Annotated in this window: 19 protein-coding genes; 7 read left to right on the forward strand and 12 right to left on the reverse strand. The window is 69.2% G+C overall.

Annotation, left to right across the window (positions count from 1 at the left end; translation table 11 throughout):
- From NS331_RS18625 to NS331_RS18635, 3 genes are all read right to left on the reverse strand, one after another.
- Positions 1-2,171: GAF domain-containing protein (locus NS331_RS18625; RefSeq protein ID WP_058643453.1), on the reverse strand; the 2,171-nt coding region annotated here is incomplete at its 3' end.
- The gene (locus NS331_RS18630) at positions 2,168-4,660 is read right to left on the reverse strand and encodes a PAS domain-containing hybrid sensor histidine kinase/response regulator (RefSeq protein ID WP_082702610.1); all 2,493 of its coding nucleotides are present in this window, start codon (positions 4,658-4,660) and stop codon (positions 2,168-2,170) included. The genes NS331_RS18625 and NS331_RS18630, both read right to left, overlap by 4 nt.
- 211 nt (positions 4,661-4,871) lie before the next feature.
- A complete protein-coding gene (locus NS331_RS18635) occupies positions 4,872-5,207 on the reverse strand; it encodes a YnfA family protein (RefSeq protein WP_193758153.1) in 336 nt (111 codons plus the stop codon).
- Positions 5,208-5,543: 336 nt separating this feature from the next.
- Here NS331_RS18635 and NS331_RS18640 point away from each other — a divergent pair, with 336 nt between their 5' ends.
- Positions 5,544-6,269, forward strand: a complete 726-nt coding sequence (locus NS331_RS18640; RefSeq protein ID WP_242873817.1) for a DNA/RNA non-specific endonuclease — start codon at positions 5,544-5,546, stop codon at positions 6,267-6,269.
- A gap of 72 nt (positions 6,270-6,341) precedes the next feature.
- Here the strand turns inward: NS331_RS18640 and NS331_RS18645 are convergent, their stop codons facing one another.
- Complete coding sequence (locus tag NS331_RS18645; protein ID WP_058643454.1) at positions 6,342-8,402, reverse strand: ATP-binding protein; 2,061 nt, start codon at positions 8,400-8,402, stop codon at positions 6,342-6,344.
- A gap of 547 nt (positions 8,403-8,949) precedes the next feature.
- Here NS331_RS18645 and NS331_RS18650 point away from each other — a divergent pair.
- The 6 genes from NS331_RS18650 (at position 8,950) to NS331_RS18675 (ending at position 13,530) form a co-directional block, all read left to right on the forward strand.
- Positions 8,950-9,234: a type II toxin-antitoxin system HigB family toxin gene (locus NS331_RS18650; protein WP_058643455.1), complete on the forward strand. Its 285-nt coding sequence runs from the start codon at positions 8,950-8,952 to the stop codon at positions 9,232-9,234.
- 29 nt (positions 9,235-9,263) lie between these two features.
- Entirely contained in the window at positions 9,264-10,508 is a 1,245-nt protein-coding gene (locus tag NS331_RS18655) for a transcriptional regulator (protein WP_058643456.1), read from the forward strand.
- A 127-nt stretch (positions 10,509-10,635) separates the two neighbouring features.
- Entirely contained in the window at positions 10,636-10,821 is a 186-nt protein-coding gene (locus NS331_RS18660; protein ID WP_058643457.1) for a transposase, read from the forward strand.
- A gap of 220 nt (positions 10,822-11,041) precedes the next feature.
- Positions 11,042-11,386, forward strand: a complete 345-nt coding sequence (tnpB, locus tag NS331_RS18665) for an IS66 family insertion sequence element accessory protein TnpB (protein ID WP_058643458.1) — start codon at positions 11,042-11,044, stop codon at positions 11,384-11,386.
- Positions 11,387-11,467: 81 nt separating this feature from the next.
- Complete coding sequence (gene tnpC, locus NS331_RS18670) at positions 11,468-13,021, forward strand: IS66 family transposase (protein ID WP_058643459.1); 1,554 nt, start codon at positions 11,468-11,470, stop codon at positions 13,019-13,021.
- Positions 13,018-13,530 carry a hypothetical protein gene (locus tag NS331_RS18675; protein WP_058643460.1) on the forward strand — a complete coding sequence of 171 codons (513 nt, stop codon included), beginning with the start codon at positions 13,018-13,020 and terminating at the stop codon, positions 13,528-13,530. The genes tnpC and NS331_RS18675 overlap by 4 nt, the downstream gene beginning before the upstream one ends.
- Before the next feature lie 37 nt (positions 13,531-13,567).
- Here the strand turns inward: NS331_RS18675 and NS331_RS27210 are convergent, their stop codons facing one another.
- The 8 genes from NS331_RS27210 to NS331_RS18710 form a co-directional block, all read right to left on the reverse strand.
- On the reverse strand, positions 13,568-13,753 hold the full coding sequence (locus NS331_RS27210) for a hypothetical protein (RefSeq protein ID WP_058643461.1): 186 nt from the start codon (positions 13,751-13,753) through the stop codon (positions 13,568-13,570).
- Positions 13,746-14,003, reverse strand: coding sequence for an apurinic/apyrimidinic endonuclease family protein (locus NS331_RS27215; RefSeq protein ID WP_242873818.1), 258 nt, complete (start codon positions 14,001-14,003; stop codon positions 13,746-13,748). Before NS331_RS27215 ends, NS331_RS27210 begins: the two co-directional genes overlap by 8 nt.
- A gap of 278 nt (positions 14,004-14,281) precedes the next feature.
- A complete protein-coding gene (locus NS331_RS18685; RefSeq protein ID WP_058643462.1) occupies positions 14,282-15,022 on the reverse strand; it encodes an SDR family NAD(P)-dependent oxidoreductase in 741 nt (246 codons plus the stop codon).
- 50 nt (positions 15,023-15,072) lie between these two features.
- Positions 15,073-15,882, reverse strand: a complete 810-nt coding sequence (locus tag NS331_RS18690; protein WP_058643463.1) for a sugar phosphate isomerase/epimerase family protein — start codon at positions 15,880-15,882, stop codon at positions 15,073-15,075.
- A 125-nt stretch (positions 15,883-16,007) separates the two neighbouring features.
- Positions 16,008-16,727, reverse strand: a complete 720-nt coding sequence (locus tag NS331_RS18695) for an amino acid ABC transporter ATP-binding protein (protein WP_275936474.1) — start codon at positions 16,725-16,727, stop codon at positions 16,008-16,010.
- A gap of 105 nt (positions 16,728-16,832) precedes the next feature.
- Positions 16,833-17,666 carry a transporter substrate-binding domain-containing protein gene (locus tag NS331_RS18700; RefSeq protein WP_058643464.1) on the reverse strand — a complete coding sequence of 278 codons (834 nt, stop codon included), beginning with the start codon at positions 17,664-17,666 and terminating at the stop codon, positions 16,833-16,835.
- Between the two features lie 51 nt (positions 17,667-17,717).
- On the reverse strand, positions 17,718-18,365 hold the full coding sequence (locus NS331_RS18705) for an amino acid ABC transporter permease (RefSeq protein ID WP_440589396.1): 648 nt from the start codon (positions 18,363-18,365) through the stop codon (positions 17,718-17,720).
- Positions 18,366-18,375: 10 nt separating this feature from the next.
- A complete protein-coding gene (locus NS331_RS18710) occupies positions 18,376-19,044 on the reverse strand; it encodes an amino acid ABC transporter permease (protein WP_058643466.1) in 669 nt (222 codons plus the stop codon).
- Positions 19,045-19,150 lie beyond the last annotated feature (106 nt).

Genomic DNA, 19,150 nt, shown 5'->3' on the forward strand with positions numbered 1-19,150 from the left:
TTCTCGCCGCCATGCTCGCGGGCGATGGCCTGCGCGATGTGCAGGCCCAGCCCCAGCCCGCCCTTGTTGCGGACATTGGGCTGGGCCGCGCGCTTGAAGGCGCTGAAGAGGTCGGCCGCCACCTCGGGCGGGATGGCCGGCGCCCTGTTCAGCACCTCGAAGCGCACCCGCTCGCCCAGGTCCGCGAGGCGCACCGTCACCGGCTCGCCGGGCAGGCCGTGGTGGCGCGCATTGCTCAGCAGGTTGCCGAAGAGCTGCGCCATGCGGTCGGGGTCGGCCTGCATGGGCAGGTGCTCAGGCATGTCCTTCAGCAGGCGCACGCCGGGGTAGGCGACCACGGCCTCGTCGAGCAGGTCGTCGAGGATGCGGGCCAGGTCCACCGGCACGCGGCGGATCTGCAGGCCCAGGTCGGCCTGCAGCCGCGAGGCGTCGAGCACCTGCGAGATGAGCCGCGCCATGCGCGTGCTGGACGACTGGATGCGCTGGCCGAGGCGGGCGCTGGGCCCGGCGCCGTCGGTCCCGGCGGCATCGCCGCCGCGCTCCAGCACGCGCGCGGCCATGGCGATGGACTGCAGCGGATCGCGCAGGTCGTGGCCCAGCATGGCCAGCAGCTGCGTGCGGGCGCGGTGCATCTCGGCCAGCCGGTGCGAATGGGCGCGCGTGAGTTCGTCCAGCAGCTGGCGCGCCAGGTTCTGCTCGAAGGCGCTCCAGGGCACGCTGATGCCGCGCACCTCCTGCTTCCACAGGTCGAAGGAGCCGCGCGGCGTGAGGCGCGGGCCGTTGGGGCCGGTGGCGTAGTCCTTGTCGGGCTTGCCGCCCCAGTGGATGGTCTCGATCTGCTCCTTGCGCAGCATCAGCAGCCAGCCGCCCTGCACCGGATCGAAGCGCAGGCCCAGCAGGCCGCACCAGGGCGCGGTGACGGGCATGGGCGGCGGCAGCACCTGCTTCATGGCCTGGCTGACGACCAGGTCGCGCTCGGCCAGCTGGGCGCGCTGCAGGCTCTGCACCAGGCCGGCGGCGATCTCGTGCGGCAGCTCGCCGTGCACCACCAGCTTGCCTTCCTGCGCCAGCACCACGGCCTGGGCGTCGAAAGCGCGGGCGATGGGCTCGGCCAGGGGCGCGAGCGCGGCCAGCAGCTCGTCGCCATGCAGCGCCGCCTCGATCACCTGGGCGCGCAGCTGGGCGGCCATTTCGGCGGCGCGGGCGCGCTGGCGGGCCAGCAGGCTCTGCACGTTGGCGGCCAGCACCTGGGCCAGCACGTCGCAGGCCATGCGCACCGCATAGGCCACGTGGCGCGGTGCCCGGTGGTGGCAGGCGATCATGCCCCACAGTTCGCCCTCGACCACGATGGAGATGCTCATCGAGGCCGCCACGCCCATGTTGCGCAGGTATTCCAGATGGATGGGCGAGACGCTGCGCAGCACGCAATGGCTCATGTCGAGCGGCGCGTCCCGGTGGCCGACGCCGAGCACGGGCACGGGCGCCGCATTCACGTCGGCGATCAGCCGCAGCGTGTTGACGAGGTAGAGCCGGCGCGCCTGGGCGGGGATGTCGCTGGCCGGGTAGCGCCGGCCGGCGAAGGGCTCCAGCGCCGCGTGCCGGTCTTCGGCCACCACCTCGCCGCTGCCGTCGTGCAGGAAGCGGTAGGCCATCACGCGGTCGAAGCCGGTGAGCTCGCGCACGGCGGTGGCGGCGGTCTGCAGCAGGCTGTCGACGTCGGGCTGGCGCTTGAGGCGGTCGATGGCGCGGTGGGCGCGCAGGGCGTATTCGCTGACCTGGGGCTCGTCGCGGTCGCGCAGTTCCAGCTCGAGCACGACGGTGTCGCCGCTGCGGTGCACCAGCAGGTCGGCCGGGCGGTCGCCGCAGCGCACCTCCTGCTGGATGGACAGCTGCGGATCGGGGTTGCGCAGGCCGGCGGACAGGGCCTCGCCCAGCGCCGGGAGGGCGGCAGCCCAGCCGTCGGCGGCGGGCTCGCCCAGGGCGGGCAGGCCGCTGCCGAGGATCTGCGCCGCGTTGGCGCTGCCGTACACGAGCCGCCGTCCGGCATCGAAGGCCAGCAGCAGGCCGTGCGACTGGATGGCGCCCGGAATGTGGATCGGCTCGCGGTCGCAGTTGTCCAGGGTGACGGGCGGCGCGGCCGGGGCGCCGGGGATGGCTGAAGGGGCGGTCACGGCGAAGCGGCGTCTTGTTCTGTGGGTGGGGGCGGCGCCTGCGCGGCGGCGGCGTCCAGGGCCTCGCGCACGCGCGCGGCCAGCTGGTCGATGGTAAAGGGCTTGCCGAGCAGCAGCACGCCCTGGTCGAGCACGCCGTTGTGGGCCATCACGTCCTGCGCGTAGCCGGTGGTGAACAGGACGGGCAGGCCGGGGCGGCGGCGCAGCACCTCGTCGGCCAGGCGCCGGCCGTTCATGTCGGGCATGAGCACGTCGGTGAAGAGCAGCTGGATGTCGAGCCGCTCCTCCAGCAGCCGCAGCGCACGCCGGGCGCCGTCGGCCTGCAGCACGTCGTAGCCGAGCTCCTGAAGGGCATCGGCGGAGAACTGGCGCACGGCGGGCTCGTCGTCCACCACCAGCACGAGCATGCGCTCGCCGGGCCCGCGGACCTCGCCTGCCGCCGGCGGCGCCGATGGAAACGCCGCGGCGGGGGCGGGGGCGGCGGCGGTGGCGCGCGGCAGGTAGAGCCGCACGGTGGTGCCCTGCCCTGGCGTCGATTCCATGTCCACGTGGCCGCCCGACTGGCGCACGAAACCGTAGACCTGGCTCAGCCCCAGGCCGGTGCCGCGCCCCACGGCCTTGGTGGTGAAGAAGGGCTCGAAGGCGCGGGCCAGCACCTCGGGCGCCATGCCGGTGCCGCTGTCGGTGACGGCGATGCACACGAAGTCCCGCTGCGGCCCGGTCTGGCCGGCCGCCATGGGCAGCGCACCGGCAGGGACGTTGGCGGTGCGGATCAGCAGCCGGCCGCCCTCGGGCATGGCGTCGCGCGCATTGACGGCCAGGTTGAGCACCACGTTCTCGAGCTGGTTGGGGTCGGCATGCGTGTGCCAGAGCTCGGGCGAGAGCGAGGTGTCCAGCCGGATGTCCGCCCCCAGTGAATGGCGCAGCAGGTCGGCCATGCCAGCCACCAGGCGGTTGACGTCCAGCGACTCGGGGCTGAGCTGCTGCTGGCGCGAGAAGGCCAGCAGGCGCTGGGTGAGCTGCGCCGCGCGGCGCGCGCTGTCCTTGGCCGACTCGACGTGGCGCAGCGCGCGCGGATCGTCGCCGACGAAGCGGCGGCCCAGCAGCTCCAGCGAGCCCATGACCACCGCCAGCATGTTGTTGAAGTCGTGCGCGATGCCGCCCGTGAGCTGGCCCACGGCCTCCATCTTCTGCGACTGGCGCAGGGCTTCCTGGGCCTTCAGGCGCTCGGCGACTTCCTGCTCCACACGCCGCTCCAGCGTCTGGTTGAGGTCGCGCAGGGCGATCTCGGCGCGGCGGCGCTCGGTCACGTCCTGGAACAGCACGGCCACCTGCCGGCTCTCGGGCGGCTCGACGCGGAAGGCCGACAGCTCCAGGTGGCGGCCGGTGGCGACCAGCTCGCGCTCGAAGCGCACCGGCCGGCCGCTCTGCAGCACCTCGCGGTAGATGGCGACCCAGCCCTCGGCTTCGTCCGGCACCATGTCGCGCACCTTCTGGCCGACCACGTCGCGGATGCCAGCGTTGGCCGCGTAGGCCGGGTTGGCCAGCACGTGCACGTAGTCGCTCAGGGGGCCGTGCGGGCCGTCGATGAATTCGATGACGCAGAAGCCCTCGTCCATCAGCTCGAACAGCGTGCGGAAGCGGTTCTCGCTGATGCGCAGCGCGGCCTCGACGCCCTTGCGCTCGGTCAGGTCGAGCATGGCGCCGATCATGCGCAGCGCCTGGCCGTCGGGCCCGCGCAGCACGGTGCCGCGGTCGAACACGTGGGCATAGCTGCCGTCGGCCCGGCGGAAACGGTATTCGTCCGACCAGGTCAGGCCGCCGCCCAGGATGACCGAGTGGATGCCCTGGTCGATGCGTCGGCGGTCGTCGGGATGGATCTGCGCCAGCCACCAGTCGGCGTCGCTGTCGATGCGGGCATGGCCGAAAAGGCGGCTGAGGGCCTGGCTCCAGGTGACGTGGCCGTCGGCCAGGCGCCAGTCCCAGATGGCGTCGTTGGTGGCGAGCGCGGCCAGGCGGTAGCGTTCCTCGATCTCGCGCTGGGCGGGCGGCTGGCGCTGCACCTCGTCCTCGGGCCGGCGCTGCGGGTCCAGCAGGTGCGTGGCGTCCTGCGCGATCATGCAGTGGCCGCAGACCCGGCCGTCGGCGTCCAGCAGCGGGCGCAGCCGCAGGTCGCAGGTGCGCCAGCCGCCGGCCGCGGCATCGGGCACGGTGGCCACGGCGGTGGTGGCGCGCTGGCCGCCCAGGGCCGTGCGCCAGGCCTGGCGCCACGGTTCGGCGAAGGCCACGTCGCGCAGGGCCAGCACCTCGCCGCCCAGTTCGGGCGGCTGCGCATACAGCGGCGCCAGGCCGTGGCGGGCGGAACGGTTGAGCGCGATCCAGCGGCCCTGCAGGTCGACCGCCTGCACCATCGCGTCCGAGCCTTCGAGGATGGCGGCGAACATCGCCTCCTGGTCCGGCGCCTGAAACAGCGGGACAGCGTCGTTCATGAAAAGCGGCGCCCTCCTGTGCGGCGGCGAGGCGCCAGGCCGGCGGCGTGGCGGTGGCACAGGGGCATGGGGCAAGGACGGGCGGGCATCGGGCGGCGACCGATGATCACCGAAGACGGCGATTTTTGTCGGCGCCAGTTAACAATTTTGTGGGACGGCAACCCGTCCCGCGCCGCGCGCCCTCGGGGCGCCGCGTGCGGGCGCCGGACCGTCAGGCGCCCGGCCTGGCACCGGCCATGATCACGGCCATGCCGGCCAGGCAAAGCCCCACGCCGATCAGATCGGTGGCGCTCGGCACCACCCGGTCGACGGCCCAGAGCCAGAGGATCGCCACCGCGACGTAGACCCCGCCGTAGGCCGCGTAGACGCGCCCCGCACCCGTGGGATGCAGCGTCAGCAGCCAGGCGAAGAGCGACAGGCTCAGCGCCGCCGGCACCAGAAGCCAGGCCGAACGGCCCTGCCGCAGCCAGAGGTAGGGCAGGTAGCAGCCCACGATCTCGGCCAGCGCCGTGAGCAGGAACAGGCCGAAGGTCTTGAGCAGGTCCACGGGCGGCATTGTGCGCGTGCCGCGCTTCGGCCCGCGCAGCGGCGGACCGGTGCGGCGACCCTCCGAATGGCGGTACATGCGGTCTTTCTGGCATGCCGCCACGGTGCCGCGTAACACTCTATGAACTAGGTCAATCAAGGTGAACTGATCGTTAGACTCGCCGCCCTCATGGCGATCCACGACCGACTGCAGCTGCGCATCCCTCCCGCATTTCCGCTTCTTCTCCGCCGCGTTCCCGGCGCCGTCCTGGCCGTGGCATTGGCCGCCGCGCTTGCGGCCTGCGGCCCCTTGCACGGCAGCGACCGGCGGGCCGTCGCGACACCCCGGCCTTCCGCCGTGGCCGAGGCCGCCACCGCCCGTTCCCCCGCGCCTGCGCCGGCGCCCGCCGCCGCCACGGCGGGCACCGGCTTCGCCGCCTGCCCCCAGTTCTTCGTCGGCGGCCGCGCGCCGGCCGTCGCGGTGGCGGGGCGGCTGCGCGAACTGTGCTTCGACGGTTTCGCGGTGCTGCATTCCGGCGAGAGCCGCACGCCGGTCTATGTGGCCGAGCGGCTCAGCCGCCAGTCGCTGCAGCGGGCCCGCGGCATCGAACGGCACGACCGCTTCTATGCCGACGCCCGCCTGCCCGCGGCCGAACGCGCGGACCTGACCGACTACCGGGGCTCCGGCTACGCACGCGGCCACATGGCACCGGCCGCCGACATGCCCACCGACGCGGCCATGGCCCAGTCCTTCAGCCTGGCCAACATGGTCCCGCAGGACCCGCGGCAGAACAGCGGCCCCTGGGCCAAGGTCGAGGAGGACACGCGCCGCTACGTGCAGCGGGCCAAGGGCGAGGTCTACGTCATCACCGGGCCGGTGTTCGCCGACCGCAAGGCCATCGGCCGCAACCAGGTGCGCGTGCCCACCCACCTGTTCAAGCTGGTCCACGACCCGGCCGCCGGCCGCACCTGGGTGCACTGGCAGCAGAACGCGCCCGATGCGCAGGTCAACAGGCCGCTGACCTATGCCGAGTTCCGCCAGTGGCTGAACCTGGACCTGCTGCCCGGCGCCGCCGTGCAATGAGGCTGCGCCGGGGCCCTGCGCCTTGGGGGGCACGAGCGCGCCTGTTCCGACGCTGAGGTGGCCGGGGCCGGCTCAGCCGCCCACCATCGCCTGCACGCGGCGGCCGAATGCCTCCAGCCCGAACGGCTTGGTAAGCACCTGCATGCCGGCGGGCAGCGCGACGTCGCCGATCGCGGTGCCTTCCGCATAGCCGGTGACGAAGAGCACGCCCAGCCCCGGGAACAGCACCCGCGCCGCATCGGCCAGATGCCGGCCGTTCATGCCGCCGGGCAGGCCCACGTCCGTGACCAGAAGGCGGGGTCGCGGCAGGCCGGCCAGCCGTTTCATCGCCTCGGGCCCGTCGGCGGCTTCGAGCACGTCGAAGCCCATGGCGCGCAGCGCCTCCACCATGATGCCGCGCACGCCGGCCTCGTCGTCCACCACCACGACCGTGCCGGAGGCAGCGACCGCGCCGGCAGTCGCCGGCTCGGCCGCGCCGCTCTCGGCCACGGCCGCGCCCTGGTGGGCGGGCAGCAGCAAATGCACCGCGCTGCCCCGGCCCTGCACGGAGGCGATGTGCGCCACGCCGCCCGATTGCTGCGCGAAGCCGTAGACCATCGACAGGCCCAGCCCCGTGCCCAGGCCCAGCGGCTTGGTCGTGAAGAAAGGATCGAAGGCGCGCGCCACCACCTCCGGCGGCATGCCGCAGCCCGTGTCGCGCACGCAGATCGAGACGCGCGGACCATCCGACGGGGCGAGCCCCTCGGCCACCCGCGCGCCCGGCGCATGGTTGAGCGCTTCGATGACGAGCCGACCGCCGTCCGGCATGGCGTCGCGGGCATTGATGCACAGGTTGAGCAGCGCGCTTTCCAGCTGAGCCGGGTCGGCATAGACCGGCCACAGCGTCGGCGCCGAGCGCACCTCGAGCGCGATGGCCGGGCCGATGGTGCGCTGGATCAGGTCCTCGAAGTTGGCCACCAGCGCATGCACGTCCACCACACGCGGCTCCAGCGTCTGCTGGCGCGAGAAGGCCAGCAGCCGGTGGGTGAGCGCGGCGGCGCGCCGGGTGGCCGTCAGGCCCACCTCCACATAGCGGGCCGTGGCCGCGTCGGCCCCGGCGCGGCGCTTGAGCAGCTCGAGGCTGCCGGAAACCGCGGCCAGCAGGTTGTTGAAGTCGTGCGCCAGGCCGGCCGTGAGCTGGCCCACGGCCTCCATCTTCTGGGCCTGATGCAGCGCGGCCTCGGAGGCGATGAGCTTGCGGGTGCGCTGCTGCACCTGCTCTTCCAGCGAGGCCGCGAGCTGGCGCAGCTCGTCCTCGGCACGGCGGCGCTCCACGGCCTGGCGGGTGCGGTGGGCGACTTCGCGCACCAGCGACATCTCTTCCTCGGTCCAGACCCGCGCCGTAGTATGGTTGAGGTAGAGCAGCGCGACCAGCCCGCCGTCCTCGCTCACGGGCATGTTGACGACGGCCTGGGCGCTGATGGCGATGAGCGCGTCGGCGGTGTCGCGCGTGCGCGGGTCGGTCCGCGCATCGTCGAAGACCACCGTCTCGCCGCGCTTGAGGTCCTCGATGTAGCTGCCGTAGTCGCGAAAGTGCAGGGTGCCCGCCAGTGTGCGGATGCCGGGCGCGTTCCAGTCGCGCTCGATGGTGATGGTCTCGGCCCGCTTGTCCACCGTGCCGTAGCCGGCCCGGCTCACGCCCAGCGCGCGGCCCAGGGCTTCGGCGGCGCGGTAGGCGATCTCGGCCGCGTCGGCGGCGCCGCCGTACAGGTCATGCCCAAGGAAATCGAACAGGGCGATGCGGTGCCGGGCCAGGCGCAGGTCGGTGATGTCCTGGTAGGTGCCGGCCACTTGCCGCCAGCCGGTGTCGGGCGGCGCGTCCACGCGATAGACCGTGAGCCGCAGCCAGGCCGTGCGGCCATCCGCGCGCATGACCTGGTGCTCGATGCAGGCACCCACGGCGGCCTGCGCCACCAGCCCGGCGATCCGGGCGCGGTCGTCGGGATGCACGGCCTCCAGCCACTGCGCCTGGTCGAACGGCCCTTCGCCACGCAGGCCGAGCTGACGCGCACCGCGAGGCGACACCGTCACCGCGCCGGTGCCGGAATGCCACGACCACAGGCCGGTGCCGGCCGCTTCGAGCGCAGCGCTCAACTCAGAGTGCTCAGGATCCATGGGCGCCGATGCTAGCCGTCGGCGACGGGAACGGGTGGCGTCACGCCCAGCCGCTTCGTCATCGGCAGCGGCGTGTGTGCGGCACCGCCCTTGCCACTGCGGCTCGAAAAACAAAAAGCCCGGCTCTTGCGCGTCGGGCCTGGTGTTCTGGGTGAACGGAAGAAATTTGGTGGCTGCGGCGGAATCCGAAGATCTCGATAAAGCCACATCAGGACCATAGGTCCGGGATGCGACCACGCGCGCCACTGCATTTGCTACTGCAGGTCGCGCGCAAGGCCGCAACACCGAGTTCCCAGGCAAGCAACTGCCAGTCGCAATGCTGAGAGTACCTGCGTCGATCAACGCCGACCAAGGCCCGAGTCCGCAGGCCGTTTCGCCCCTGCCACAGGGCGCGACGAAGGCCTCAAAACCCACACCACCCATCGCTCACCTGCTTCGAGCATTTCCTGCGATCAGGGAATTTGACAGTTTTCCGCATAGGAAAGTATCATTCGACCAGACTGAAGGAAACAGTCATGATCCACCCATGCAGCTCCTGGGCCTTCTCAAGCTGGACGACTTCAAGCGCAAACATGCTGACGCACGTGGGCCGCTTGACGCTTGGCGCTCCGAGGCTGAGCGCTCCCGGTGGACGGGGCCACAGGACATCAAGACCCGGTATCCCAACGCCAGCATCCTGGCAGACAACAAGGTCATCTTCAACATCATGGGCAACACCTATCGACTGGTCATCAAGGCCAAGTACCGAAACGGCTTGATCCTGATCGAGTGGGTTGGCACGCATGCTGAGTACGACAAGCAGAAGTTCTAGGTCGGACGCAGCACATGAAAGGAACGGACATGAGGCAACAGGTGAAAGTGATCAAGACGCAGCGTGACTACGATGCGGCGATCGCTCGTCTGTCGGCTTTGATGGATGAAGACGTGACGCCGGGTTCCAGCAAGGAAGCCGAGTTGGAATTGCTGGCCCTGGTCATCGAGTCTTACGAGCACAGCAAGGTCGAGCCGGTGGTGCTCGACCCGATCGAAGCCATCCTGTTTCGCATGGACCAGCTCGGCCTCAAGAAGGTGGACTTGGTGCCCTACATGGGCTCGCTGCCCAAGGTGTCCGAGGTGCTCGCGCGCAAGCGCCCGCTCAACCTGGCCATGATTCGAAAACTGCATCAGGGCCTCGGCGTCCCGGCTGATGTGTTGCTGGCGCAAACCGATGATGCGGTGGATCTGGATGAGGCGCTCCCCTATGACACGGCCAAGTTCCCCTTCAAGGAGATGTTCGCCCGCGGGTACTTCGAAGGCTTCAACGGCACCCTCCGAGAAGCCAAGGACAAGACGGAAGAATTGATCCGCAGGTTCATGCGCGGCTTCAACCTGCAGCCGATCCACCAGGCTCGGCTGCGTGCCCCGATGCACCAGAGCGGCAGTCGCCTGATGGACGAATATGCCCTGCTGACCTGGCATGTGGCGGTGCTCAAGAAGGCACGTCAACTCAAGCTCAAGTCCGCATTCGTGAAGGGCAGCTTGACCGAGGAGCGCCTGCGCGAGCTGGCCCGCCTGTCGCGGTTCGAACAAGGGCCACGGCTAGCGCAGGAGTTCCTGGCCGACATGGGCATTGCCCTGGTGTTCGAAGAACACTTCAGCAAGACATACCTCGATGGTGCCGCCATGTTCGATGGCGATCTCCCCGTGGTGGCTCTGACCCTGAGACACGACCGGCTCGACAATTTCTGGTTCGCGTTGCTGCACGAACTGGTGCACATCCAAAGACACCTGGGCCCGGATCGCTGGTTCATCGCAGACAACCTCGAAGACAAGGTCCATCAACAGACTCAGGAAGAACGCGAGGCCGACGACGGCGCTCGGGACATCTTGATCCCACAGGCCGAATGGCTTGCCTCGGGGTTGACCGTAGAGCCGACGATGGAGGCCGCGATGGCCTTGGCGGACAAGTTGCGCATTCATCCCACCATCGTGGCTGGGCGCGTTCGTCACCAAACGGGCAACTGGCGCCTGCTCAGCAGCATCAAGGCGGATGTGCGTCGACTGTTTGCCGACCAACTGCAGGTGACCCGTCCTGAATTAGGTTGACACCCAAACAGCCGGCGTTCAGCCGGCCAGGGACGCCCGGTGCACCGCATCGGGCGTTTGCATTTTGGTAAGCGTCCTCTCACCACCGCCTTGAAGTGCATGCTGCAACACAGCAGCATGCGTGCACATGCAAGACAGCGGACACATCCCGATCTGGCCCGGTGAGCGAGTCGAGAGCACCAACGCACGAGGCCGTCATCGCTACCACGCAGCCTTCAAGGCCTGGATCGTCGAGCAGGCGCAGCAGCCGGGCATGTCGCTGGCGGATTTGGCCATGCGCAACCAGATCAACGCGAACCAGTTGCGCCGCTGAGTCGTCGTGCTGCAAAGACCAGGCTGCGCCGAGCCCTCTGCGGTGATGCTGCCCGTCACGCTCGCCGCAGCGCCGCAGCGCCGCTGCCTGCGGCCGCCACCACCGCATCACCACGGGCCTGCATCGAACTGTCCATCGCCGAGGTCATGATGCGAGTGCACGCGGGTGCGGACACCCAGACCCTGCGGGCTGTGCTCGAAGCGCTGAGAGGTGACCTGCGGTGATCGGCCTTCCCGCCAACGCGCGTGTGTGGCTGGCCGCCGGCCACACCGACATGCGCAAGGGCTTCGACGGCCTGGCCGCGCAGGTGCAGGGCACGCTGGCGGCCAATCCTTTCGGCGGTCACGTCTTCGTCTTCCGCGGGCGCCGCGGCGACATCGTCAAGCTGCTGTGGTTCGACGGCCAGGGCCTGCTGCTGGCCAAGTGCCTGGAACGTGAACGCTTCGTGTGGCCAAGCGCGACGCAGGGACGGGTCGTGCTGACGGCGGCGCAACTGTCGATGCTGCTGGAGGGTATCGACTGGCGCATGCCCGCCAGGACGCACACGCCCTCACTGGCAGCCTGAGCCCTGGGCCGAGGGCTCGCGTGCGCACGCGGGCACGCGTGGCGCGTGACGCAGCGCCGAACCTCGGGCACATTACGGCCCGTGCCCAGCCCCAGCGCCCATCCCGAACGACTGCCCGACGACCCGCAGTGGCTCAAGGGCGAGGTCAAGCGGCTCGAACTGCTGGTGCAGAAGCTGACGCTGCAGCTGGCACGCCAGCAGCGCGCGCGATTCGGCGCGAGCAGCGAACGCTACGCCGATGGCCAGGCGAGCCTGATCGAGGCCGAGTCCGCTCAGGCAGAACAACCCGCGGCCCCCTCGCCGAAGCCGGCACTCGCCGCCGCCAACCAGGGCCTGGACCGCAGCCTGCCCGCACATCTGCCCCACGAGCAACTGCTGCTGAGCGCGCCGGCAAGCGAGGCGCACCACGACGCGCAAGGCCGCCCATGCGGCTGCGCTGCCTGCGGAGGGCGACTGCGGGCATTGGGCCATGACGTCTCGCATCACCTGGAGTACGTGCCCGGGCGCTTCAAGGTCATCCGCACCGTGCGCGAGAAGCAGGTGTGCACGGCCTGCGAGGCGATCTGGCAGGCCCCTGCGCCCAGCCGTCCGATCCCCCGGGGCCTGGCCGGCGCGGGCCTGCTGTTGCACGTGATGGTCAGCAAGTATTGCGACCACCTGCCGCTGCACCGTCTCAGCCGCATCTTTGCCCGCGAGGGTGTGCCCATCGAGCGTGCCACGATGGCCGGCTGGGTCGAGCAGGTCCACACGCTGCTCGAGCCGTTGGTCGCCGCGCTGGGGCGCCACGTGCTGCAAGGCGCGAAGGTGCACGCCGACGACACCCCGGTGAAGGTGCTCGCGCCAGGGCGCGGCAAGACCCTCACCGGGCGGCTATGGGTGTATGTGCGCGACGACCGGCCCAGTGCCGGCACCGCGGCGCCGGCGGCGTGGTTCCGCTACAGCCCCGACCGCAAGGGCGAGCACCCACGCGCGCACCTGCGCGGCTTCGGCGGCATCCTGCAGGCCGATGCCTATGCCGGCTGGGGCGGCCTGTACGAGCAGGGCGTGACCGAGGCGGCCTGCTGGGCCCACGCGAGGCGCCCGTGGTGGGACTTGTACGAGCAGCACCGCGGCGATGACGGCCTGGCGGCGCAGGCGCTGCGGCGCATCCGGGCGCTGTACGCCATCGAGGCGGACATCCGAGGGCGGCCGCCGGACGTGCGCCGCGCCCAGCGCCGGGCGCGGGCTGCCCCCCTGCTGCTGGCGTTTCATGCGTGGCTGCACGGCGTGCTGGCCCAGGTCTCGGCCAAGTCGGAATTGGCCAGCGCCGCGCGCTACAGCCTGGCGCGCTGGCCTGCATTGACGCGCTACGTCGACGACGGGCGCATCGAGATCGACAACTCGGCGGCCGAGCGCGCCATCCGGGGCGTTGCACTGGGGCGCAACAACTACCTGTTCATGGGCTCGCACGAGGGCGGGCACCGCGCTGCCAGCCTGTACAGCCTGATGGAGACGGCCAAGCTCAACGCTCTGGATCCGCAGGCCTGGCTGCGCGAGGTGCTCGCGCGCATCGCCGATCACCCGGTCAACCGGATCGAGGAGTTGCTGCCGTGGAACATGGCCGCCCAGCCCTGGGCGCAAAGGAAGGCGGCGTGAGCGCGGCTGGCGTGGACTCGCGCCTGCTGGAGGTGCTCGGGCGCGCCAGCAGCCTGGAGCTGCTGCAGCTCAAGGGCGTGATCGAGCGGATGCTGGCCGATCCGAAGCGCAGTGTGCCCATCCGCCTGAACCTGCATCTGGGGCAGGCGGTGCGGTTCATGGATTGGCGGGACGGCCGGATGTGCTCGGGCACGGTGCTGGCCATGAAGGAGACGCAGGCCACGATCCAGGAAGAGGGCACGCGCATCGCCTGGTCCGTGCCCTACACGGCCATCGAGCCGCCGGCGCATGCGGCCCGGGCTGCAGCCGCACCCGAGCCGCCGGCTGCGCCCCAGCCAGGGCGCAACGACTTGCGCTGCGGCGAGAAGGTGGCCTTCGAGGACAAGTACCTCAACACCGTCGTGGGGACCATCGTGCGTATCAACCAGCGCACCGCCAGCATCGACCCCGGCGATGGCACTACGTGGCGCGTCGGCTTCCCGCTGCTGCGCCATGTCGTGGATATCTGACCGCCATAGCCCCGCCCAGAGGGCCTTGGGGATACGCTTACCGATAACCGGCACGCATGCACTGCTCAAAGAAGCCGACCACATCGAACTGTCCCTGCCCAGGAAAGTTGTGGTGGTGCCACGCCCAGTCGATCACGTTCAGCCCCATCAGTGGTGCATCGGCCATCTGCACGAAGAAGAGCTTGGCGCCAACCTCGGCGATGCCCTCGGGACTGTCACCCAACGAAGCCGTGTGGAAGCTGTCGACGAACAGACCCAGATATGGATGGATTGGCGCGCTGCACGATGTCCCAGGCTTGGCGCCATTTGTTCACATGCCGGCCCCAAGCGAGTGCCTCTAACCCGATGCGCAGGCCCCTGCGCGCAGCGCGCTCGGCCAGCACCCGCAACTGCTCGGCCGCGCGCTGCGGCTCGGGCAAGGCCAGCGGTGAGGTGTTGGAGCACACGACCAAGGGGCAGTCCAACGCCTGCATGAAGTCGTCTTGCGTTCGACCCGCACCAGGCTGCGCGCGAAGCTGTCCGCCGGCATGCCCTCGAAGTCGCGCAAGGGCTGGAACAGTTCGATCTTGAGACCGTGGTCGGCGCAGCGCGAGCTAAGCCCGGCCGCCGACATGCGTGCATTGGTGGAGTCCGGCTCGAACAATTCGATGCCGCCGAGGCAGCCGCCGCGATGGCATCGAGCTTGTTGGCCAGCGTGCCGGACAGCGAGACAGTGCCAATGGAGCGGCGCATGGCTTCTTGCTTCGGTGCCTCAGTAGACGGCGCGCCCGCCCGACACGTCGAAGGTGAACCCCGTCGTGAAGCTGCAATCCGGGCCGACGATGAAGGCCACCGTCGCGGCGACATCGTCCACCTGGACGAAGCGCCCCATCGGGATGCGGCTCTTCATGTTGGCGATGTGCTCGGGCGTCATCTGCCTGAACAGGTCGGTCTCGGTCATGGCGGGCGCGACGGCGTTGACCATCACGCCGCTGTCGCACAGTTCGCGCGCGACGGTCTTGGTGAACGAGATGACACCGCCCTTGGCTGCGGCGTAGGCCGCGATGCCCGGTGCGCCTTCCTTGCCCGCCATTGACGAAATGTTGACGATGCGACCCTGCTTGCGTTCGCGCATGGCTGGGACCATCACGCGCGTGCAGTAAAAGACCCCGGCCAGGTTCACCCCCATGACCTTGTCCCATGTCTCGACGGGGTAGTCCCACATGTTGACCACGGGACCGTTGATGCCCGCGTTGTTGACGAGGATGTCGACCTGGCCTAGGGCCTGCACGGTGTCGGCGTAGGCCTGCTCCACGCTGGCGAAGTTGGAGACGTCGACCGACTGAGTCAGCGCCGGCACGAAGCCTGCAGGCTCGCTGCTGAAGCCGTCGAAGCCAAGGTCCCATAGCGCCACGCGTGCGCCGTCTTGCGTCAGTCGCCGGGCGATGCCCAGGCCGATGCCGCGAGCGCCGCCGGTGACGACGGCGACCTTTCCAGAAAGAGCGTTCGTCATGATGTTTCCTCTGAGGATGGTGAAGTGACGGATCGGAGGCGGTGGGCCGCTCAACGCGCGGGTTGGCGCGCCGCAAGCACGGCGCGCGCGGCGGCACTGGCGCGCTGGGCGCGTTCGTGCGCGTCCCAGGCCGGATGGGTCGCAGCCGTCGGGACTTCCACGCCCATCGGGATGTCCAGGGGCAAGGCGTTCAGGTAGTCCAGCAGCGGCAGCTCGCCCTCGCCAGGAAGAAGCCGCCCCTCTCTGGCCTCGGCCACGATCGCCGCATCGCCCGGGTCGGCGAGCCGGGCATCGCACAGCTGCACCGAGCCGAAGAGCTCGCCGGGCGTGGCGGCCAGTTGTTCGGCCGTGCCGCCAGAACGGTGGAAGTGCAGCAGGTCCAGCAGGACCTTGCCGTTGGCACGCCCCGCCTTGGTCACGAGCGCGACCGCTTGGCCCAGATTGGCGAGGACCCGAAAGCGCATGAACTCCAGGTCGACGACCAGGCCGAACTGGCCTGCCAGGTCGCAGATGACACCGAACCGGTCCACCAGGCGCGCGAAGTCGGTGTCATCGCCCGAGACATTCAAGCGTTGGGCACCGAGTTCTGCCGCCAGGGCCAGCGTCGGCGCATAGGCTTCGACCTGCACGTCCGGCGTCAGCGGAATGAATTCCACGTCGTAGACGCCCACGCCCGCGTCTCGGGCACGTGCGCGCCACGTGGCCAGCGTTGCCGGCGTGAGCGCGTAGGCGACGGCGCCTGGCGCGGCCGGCAGGATGCGGATGCCCACGCTCTGGTAGCCGGTAGCGGCGGCCAGGTCGAACAAGGCCGGCGGGGCGACATCTAGCGCGGTGAGATGGGCGAGAGAAAGTGCGGTCATCGTGTCTACCCGGAGGGCATGTCACCGCAGATCAACAGACAAGGCTGCGCCATCCCGGCAATCGATGTGCATCGATAGCGTGGCTGCTCTGTGCTGGCCGAAGCGGTGTCGCCGTGCGGCGTTGGTTACTTGTGGAGGATCTGTCCGAGGAAGTCGCGCAGGCGTTCATGGCGGGGCGCCGTGAAGAACTCCTCGGGCGGCGCCTGCTCGACGATCTCGCCGCGGTCCATGAACAGCACGCGGTCGGCCACGCTGCGGGCAAAGCCCATCTCGTGCGTGACGCACAGCATGGTCATGCCCTCGTCGGCCAAGCCGATCATGGTGTCCAGGACCTCCTTGACCATCTCCGGATCCAGGGCCGAGGTGGGCTCGTCGAACAGCATGATCTTGGGCGTCATGCACAAGGCCCGCGCGATCGCCACGCGCTGCTGCTGGCCGCCCGAGAGTTGTGCAGGGTACTTGCGGGCGTGGTCTGGAATGCGCACGCGGGTCAGGTACTTCATGGCGATGGCTTCGGCGTCGCCCTTGCTCGTGCCGCGCACCTTCATCGGCGCCAACATGCAGTTCTCCAGCACCGTCAGGTGCGGAAACAGGTTGAACTGCTGAAACACCATGCCGACTTCGGCGCGCACGGCCTGCACGCTCTTCGTGCTGGCGCCGAGGTCGATCCCATCGACGACGATCCGGCCCTTCTGGAAGGGCTCCAGCCTGTTGATGCAGCGGATCGTCGTCGACTTTCCAGAGCCCGATGGCCCGCAGATCACGATGCGTTCGCCCTTGCGCACCTTCAGGTTGACGTCAGTGAGCACGCGCATGCTGCCGTACCACTTGCTAACGTCCTCCATGGAGATGATCGTCTCGTCGCTGGCAACATGGGCGACCGCATGGTCTGCCGTGATACCTGAATCTGTGGGAAGCATCTGGAGTCTCGCTCGGGATCGTTGCGGCGCTTACTTGGCCAGCATGACAGCCAGCGCCGCTTCGCCTTCGCCGGTGGTGGGCATATCCTTGGCCATCTCCTGGCCCATCCACTTCTTGTACAGGGCATCGAGTTCGCCGCTGGCGATCTTGCGGCCGATGAAGTCGTTGATGTAGGTCATCCACTCACGCTCGCCCGGGCGCACGGCTGCGCCCTGGTAGTTGCGCGAGATGGGGAACTTGATGGCGTACTTGCCGGCGCCGGCGACCTGGTCGATCGGCGCGATCTGGGTGTTGGAAGCCCCCACCAGATCCACCTGGCCAGACAGCAGTGCCTGCACGGCGGCTGCGTCGTCGTCGAAGCGCTGGATGGTCGCGCCCGTCTTGGCCTGGGTCACAGCGGAGTCCTGCACGCTGCCGCGCGGCACACCGATGCGGTAGCTCTTGAGGGAATCCCAGTTGCCAAGCGCCGGCATGCTGGCCTTGCCGATGAGCACGACCTCGTTGTAGGAGTACGGACGCGAGAACAGCACGACCTTCTGACGGTCCGGGAATATCGACACCACCGCGGCCAGCACGTCGACCTGACCCGTCAGCAGGGCCGCGGTGCGGTTGGCCACCGTCACGGGTGTGAAGTCGGCCCTCACGCCCAGGTCCTTGGCCAGCATCTCGGCGAACTCGATGTCGTAGCCCGTGAGCTTGTTGTTCTTGTCCGTGAAGCCGAACGGCACCTGGGCCACCTGGGCGCCGACCTTGAGCACGCCCGACTTCTTGATGTCGGCAACCTTTTGGGCATGGGCCGTGCCGGTCAGTGCCGCCATGACGGCCAGGGCAACGGCTGCGCGCCGCGTGATCTTGTGAAGCATTCTCAGGTCTCCTGAAGTGGGTGCGGATGTGCCGCGGTTGGGGTGAAGGGGTCAGTTGTTGACGGCGAAGCGTCGTTCCAGGCGCGCGCTGTAGCGCGACAGCGGGAAGCAGATGGCGAAGTAGCACAGGCCGACCAGGCCAAACGCCAGCAGCGGCTTGTAGGTGATGCTGGAGACCAACTGGCCCGAACGCGACAGCTCGACGAATCCGATGATGGCGGCCAGAGAGGTGCCCTTGATCAGTTGCACCAGAAAGCCGACCGTGGGCGCGAACGACATGCGCAGTGCCTGCGGCAGCACGACATAGCGCATGCGGTCGTAGTACCCCAGGCCCAGCGCATCGGCCGCTTCGGACTGGCCGCGCGCAACCGCCTGGATGCCGCCACGCCAGATCTCGCCCAGGAAGCCGCCCGCGTGCAAGGCCAGGCCCAGGCCGGCGGCGACCCACAGGTTCACCTTCACGCCCAGCACCGGCAGGCCATAGAACACCAGGAAGAGCTGGAGCAGCAGCGGCGTTCCCTGGAAGAAGTCGATGAAGGTCGCGGCCGCGATGCGCAGGCTCTTGATCGGCGCGGTGCGTGCCAGGGCCACGCCCAGGCCGGTCAGCCCGCCCAGACCGAACGCGATCAGCGACAGGGCCAGCGTGGCCCAGATGCCGCTGACGATGACCCAGACTTCGGTCAGTGAGAATTCTCGAATCATGGCCGGCTCACTTGGTCGGGTAGGAGAAGTACACGCGGTCGATCAGGCGGAACACCGTCGAGAAGATGGTCGACATCGCCAGGTAGAGCAGCGCGGCGACGATGTAAACCTCGAAGCTACGGAAGGTCATTGAGTCAATGTTCTGGGCCACCGAGGTCAGCTCCTCCGCCGAGATCGAGGACACGATGCTGGTAGTGAGCAGCAGCATCACGAACTGACCGGACAACGCCGGATAGATGGTGCGCAGGGCAGGCTTGAGCACGATGGAGACGAAGGTCTGGAATGGGCTCAGGCCGAGCGCTGCACCCGCCTCGAACTGCCCGCGTGGCACCGATTCGATGCCGGTGCGAATGATCTCCGCCGAGAACGCGCCAAGGTTCAGGCTCAATGCCAGGACGGCAGCAACCATGGGCGTAAGACTGACACCAGCGGTCGGCAAGCCGAAGAAGATGAACAGCACCTGCACCAGAAATGGCGTGTTCCGGATCACCTCGATGTAGGTCTGCGCCGCCAGGCTGACGGGTTTAAACCCACTGCGCTTGCACACTACAGCGGCCAGCCCGATGCCCAGTCCGATCAGCACCGAAATGGCGGACAGACGCAGGGTCAGCCAGCACCCCTCGGCGAATTGCTCCCAGTACGGCAGCAAGGCTCCGAAATCGAACTTGTATGTCACCCGTCTCTCCTGAACTGCGGCCGCTCGACTGCACCAAAAACCTGTCCCGACGACAGCGCCTTGGCGCCCACAATACTGTTACCCTCACGCCTGAAGTACGGTACCT

Origin of the sequence: Pseudacidovorax intermedius (assembly GCF_001476815.1) — a bacterium.
Taxonomy (GTDB): domain Bacteria; phylum Pseudomonadota; class Gammaproteobacteria; order Burkholderiales; family Burkholderiaceae_C; genus Xenophilus; species Xenophilus intermedius_A.

What these genes read in the sequence shown, in the direction of transcription:
- NS331_RS18630 (WP_082702610.1), bottom strand. Translation starts at nt 4,660, where the DNA reads ATGAACGACGCTGTCCCGCTGTTTCAGGCGCCGGACCAGGAGGCGATG.
- NS331_RS18650 (WP_058643455.1), top strand. Translation starts at nt 8,950, where the DNA reads ATGCAGCTCCTGGGCCTTCTCAAGCTGGACGACTTCAAGCGCAAACAT.
- NS331_RS18655 (WP_058643456.1), top strand. Translation starts at nt 9,264, where the DNA reads ATGAGGCAACAGGTGAAAGTGATCAAGACGCAGCGTGACTACGATGCG.
- NS331_RS18660 (WP_058643457.1), top strand. Translation starts at nt 10,636, where the DNA reads ATGCAAGACAGCGGACACATCCCGATCTGGCCCGGTGAGCGAGTCGAG.
- NS331_RS27215 (WP_242873818.1), bottom strand. Translation starts at nt 14,003, where the DNA reads ATGCAGGCGTTGGACTGCCCCTTGGTCGTGTGCTCCAACACCTCACCG.
- NS331_RS18685 (WP_058643462.1), bottom strand. Translation starts at nt 15,022, where the DNA reads ATGACGAACGCTCTTTCTGGAAAGGTCGCCGTCGTCACCGGCGGCGCT.
- NS331_RS18690 (WP_058643463.1), bottom strand. Translation starts at nt 15,882, where the DNA reads ATGACCGCACTTTCTCTCGCCCATCTCACCGCGCTAGATGTCGCCCCG.
- NS331_RS18695 (WP_275936474.1), bottom strand. Translation starts at nt 16,727, where the DNA reads ATGGAGGACGTTAGCAAGTGGTACGGCAGCATGCGCGTGCTCACTGAC.
- NS331_RS18700 (WP_058643464.1), bottom strand. Translation starts at nt 17,666, where the DNA reads ATGCTTCACAAGATCACGCGGCGCGCAGCCGTTGCCCTGGCCGTCATG.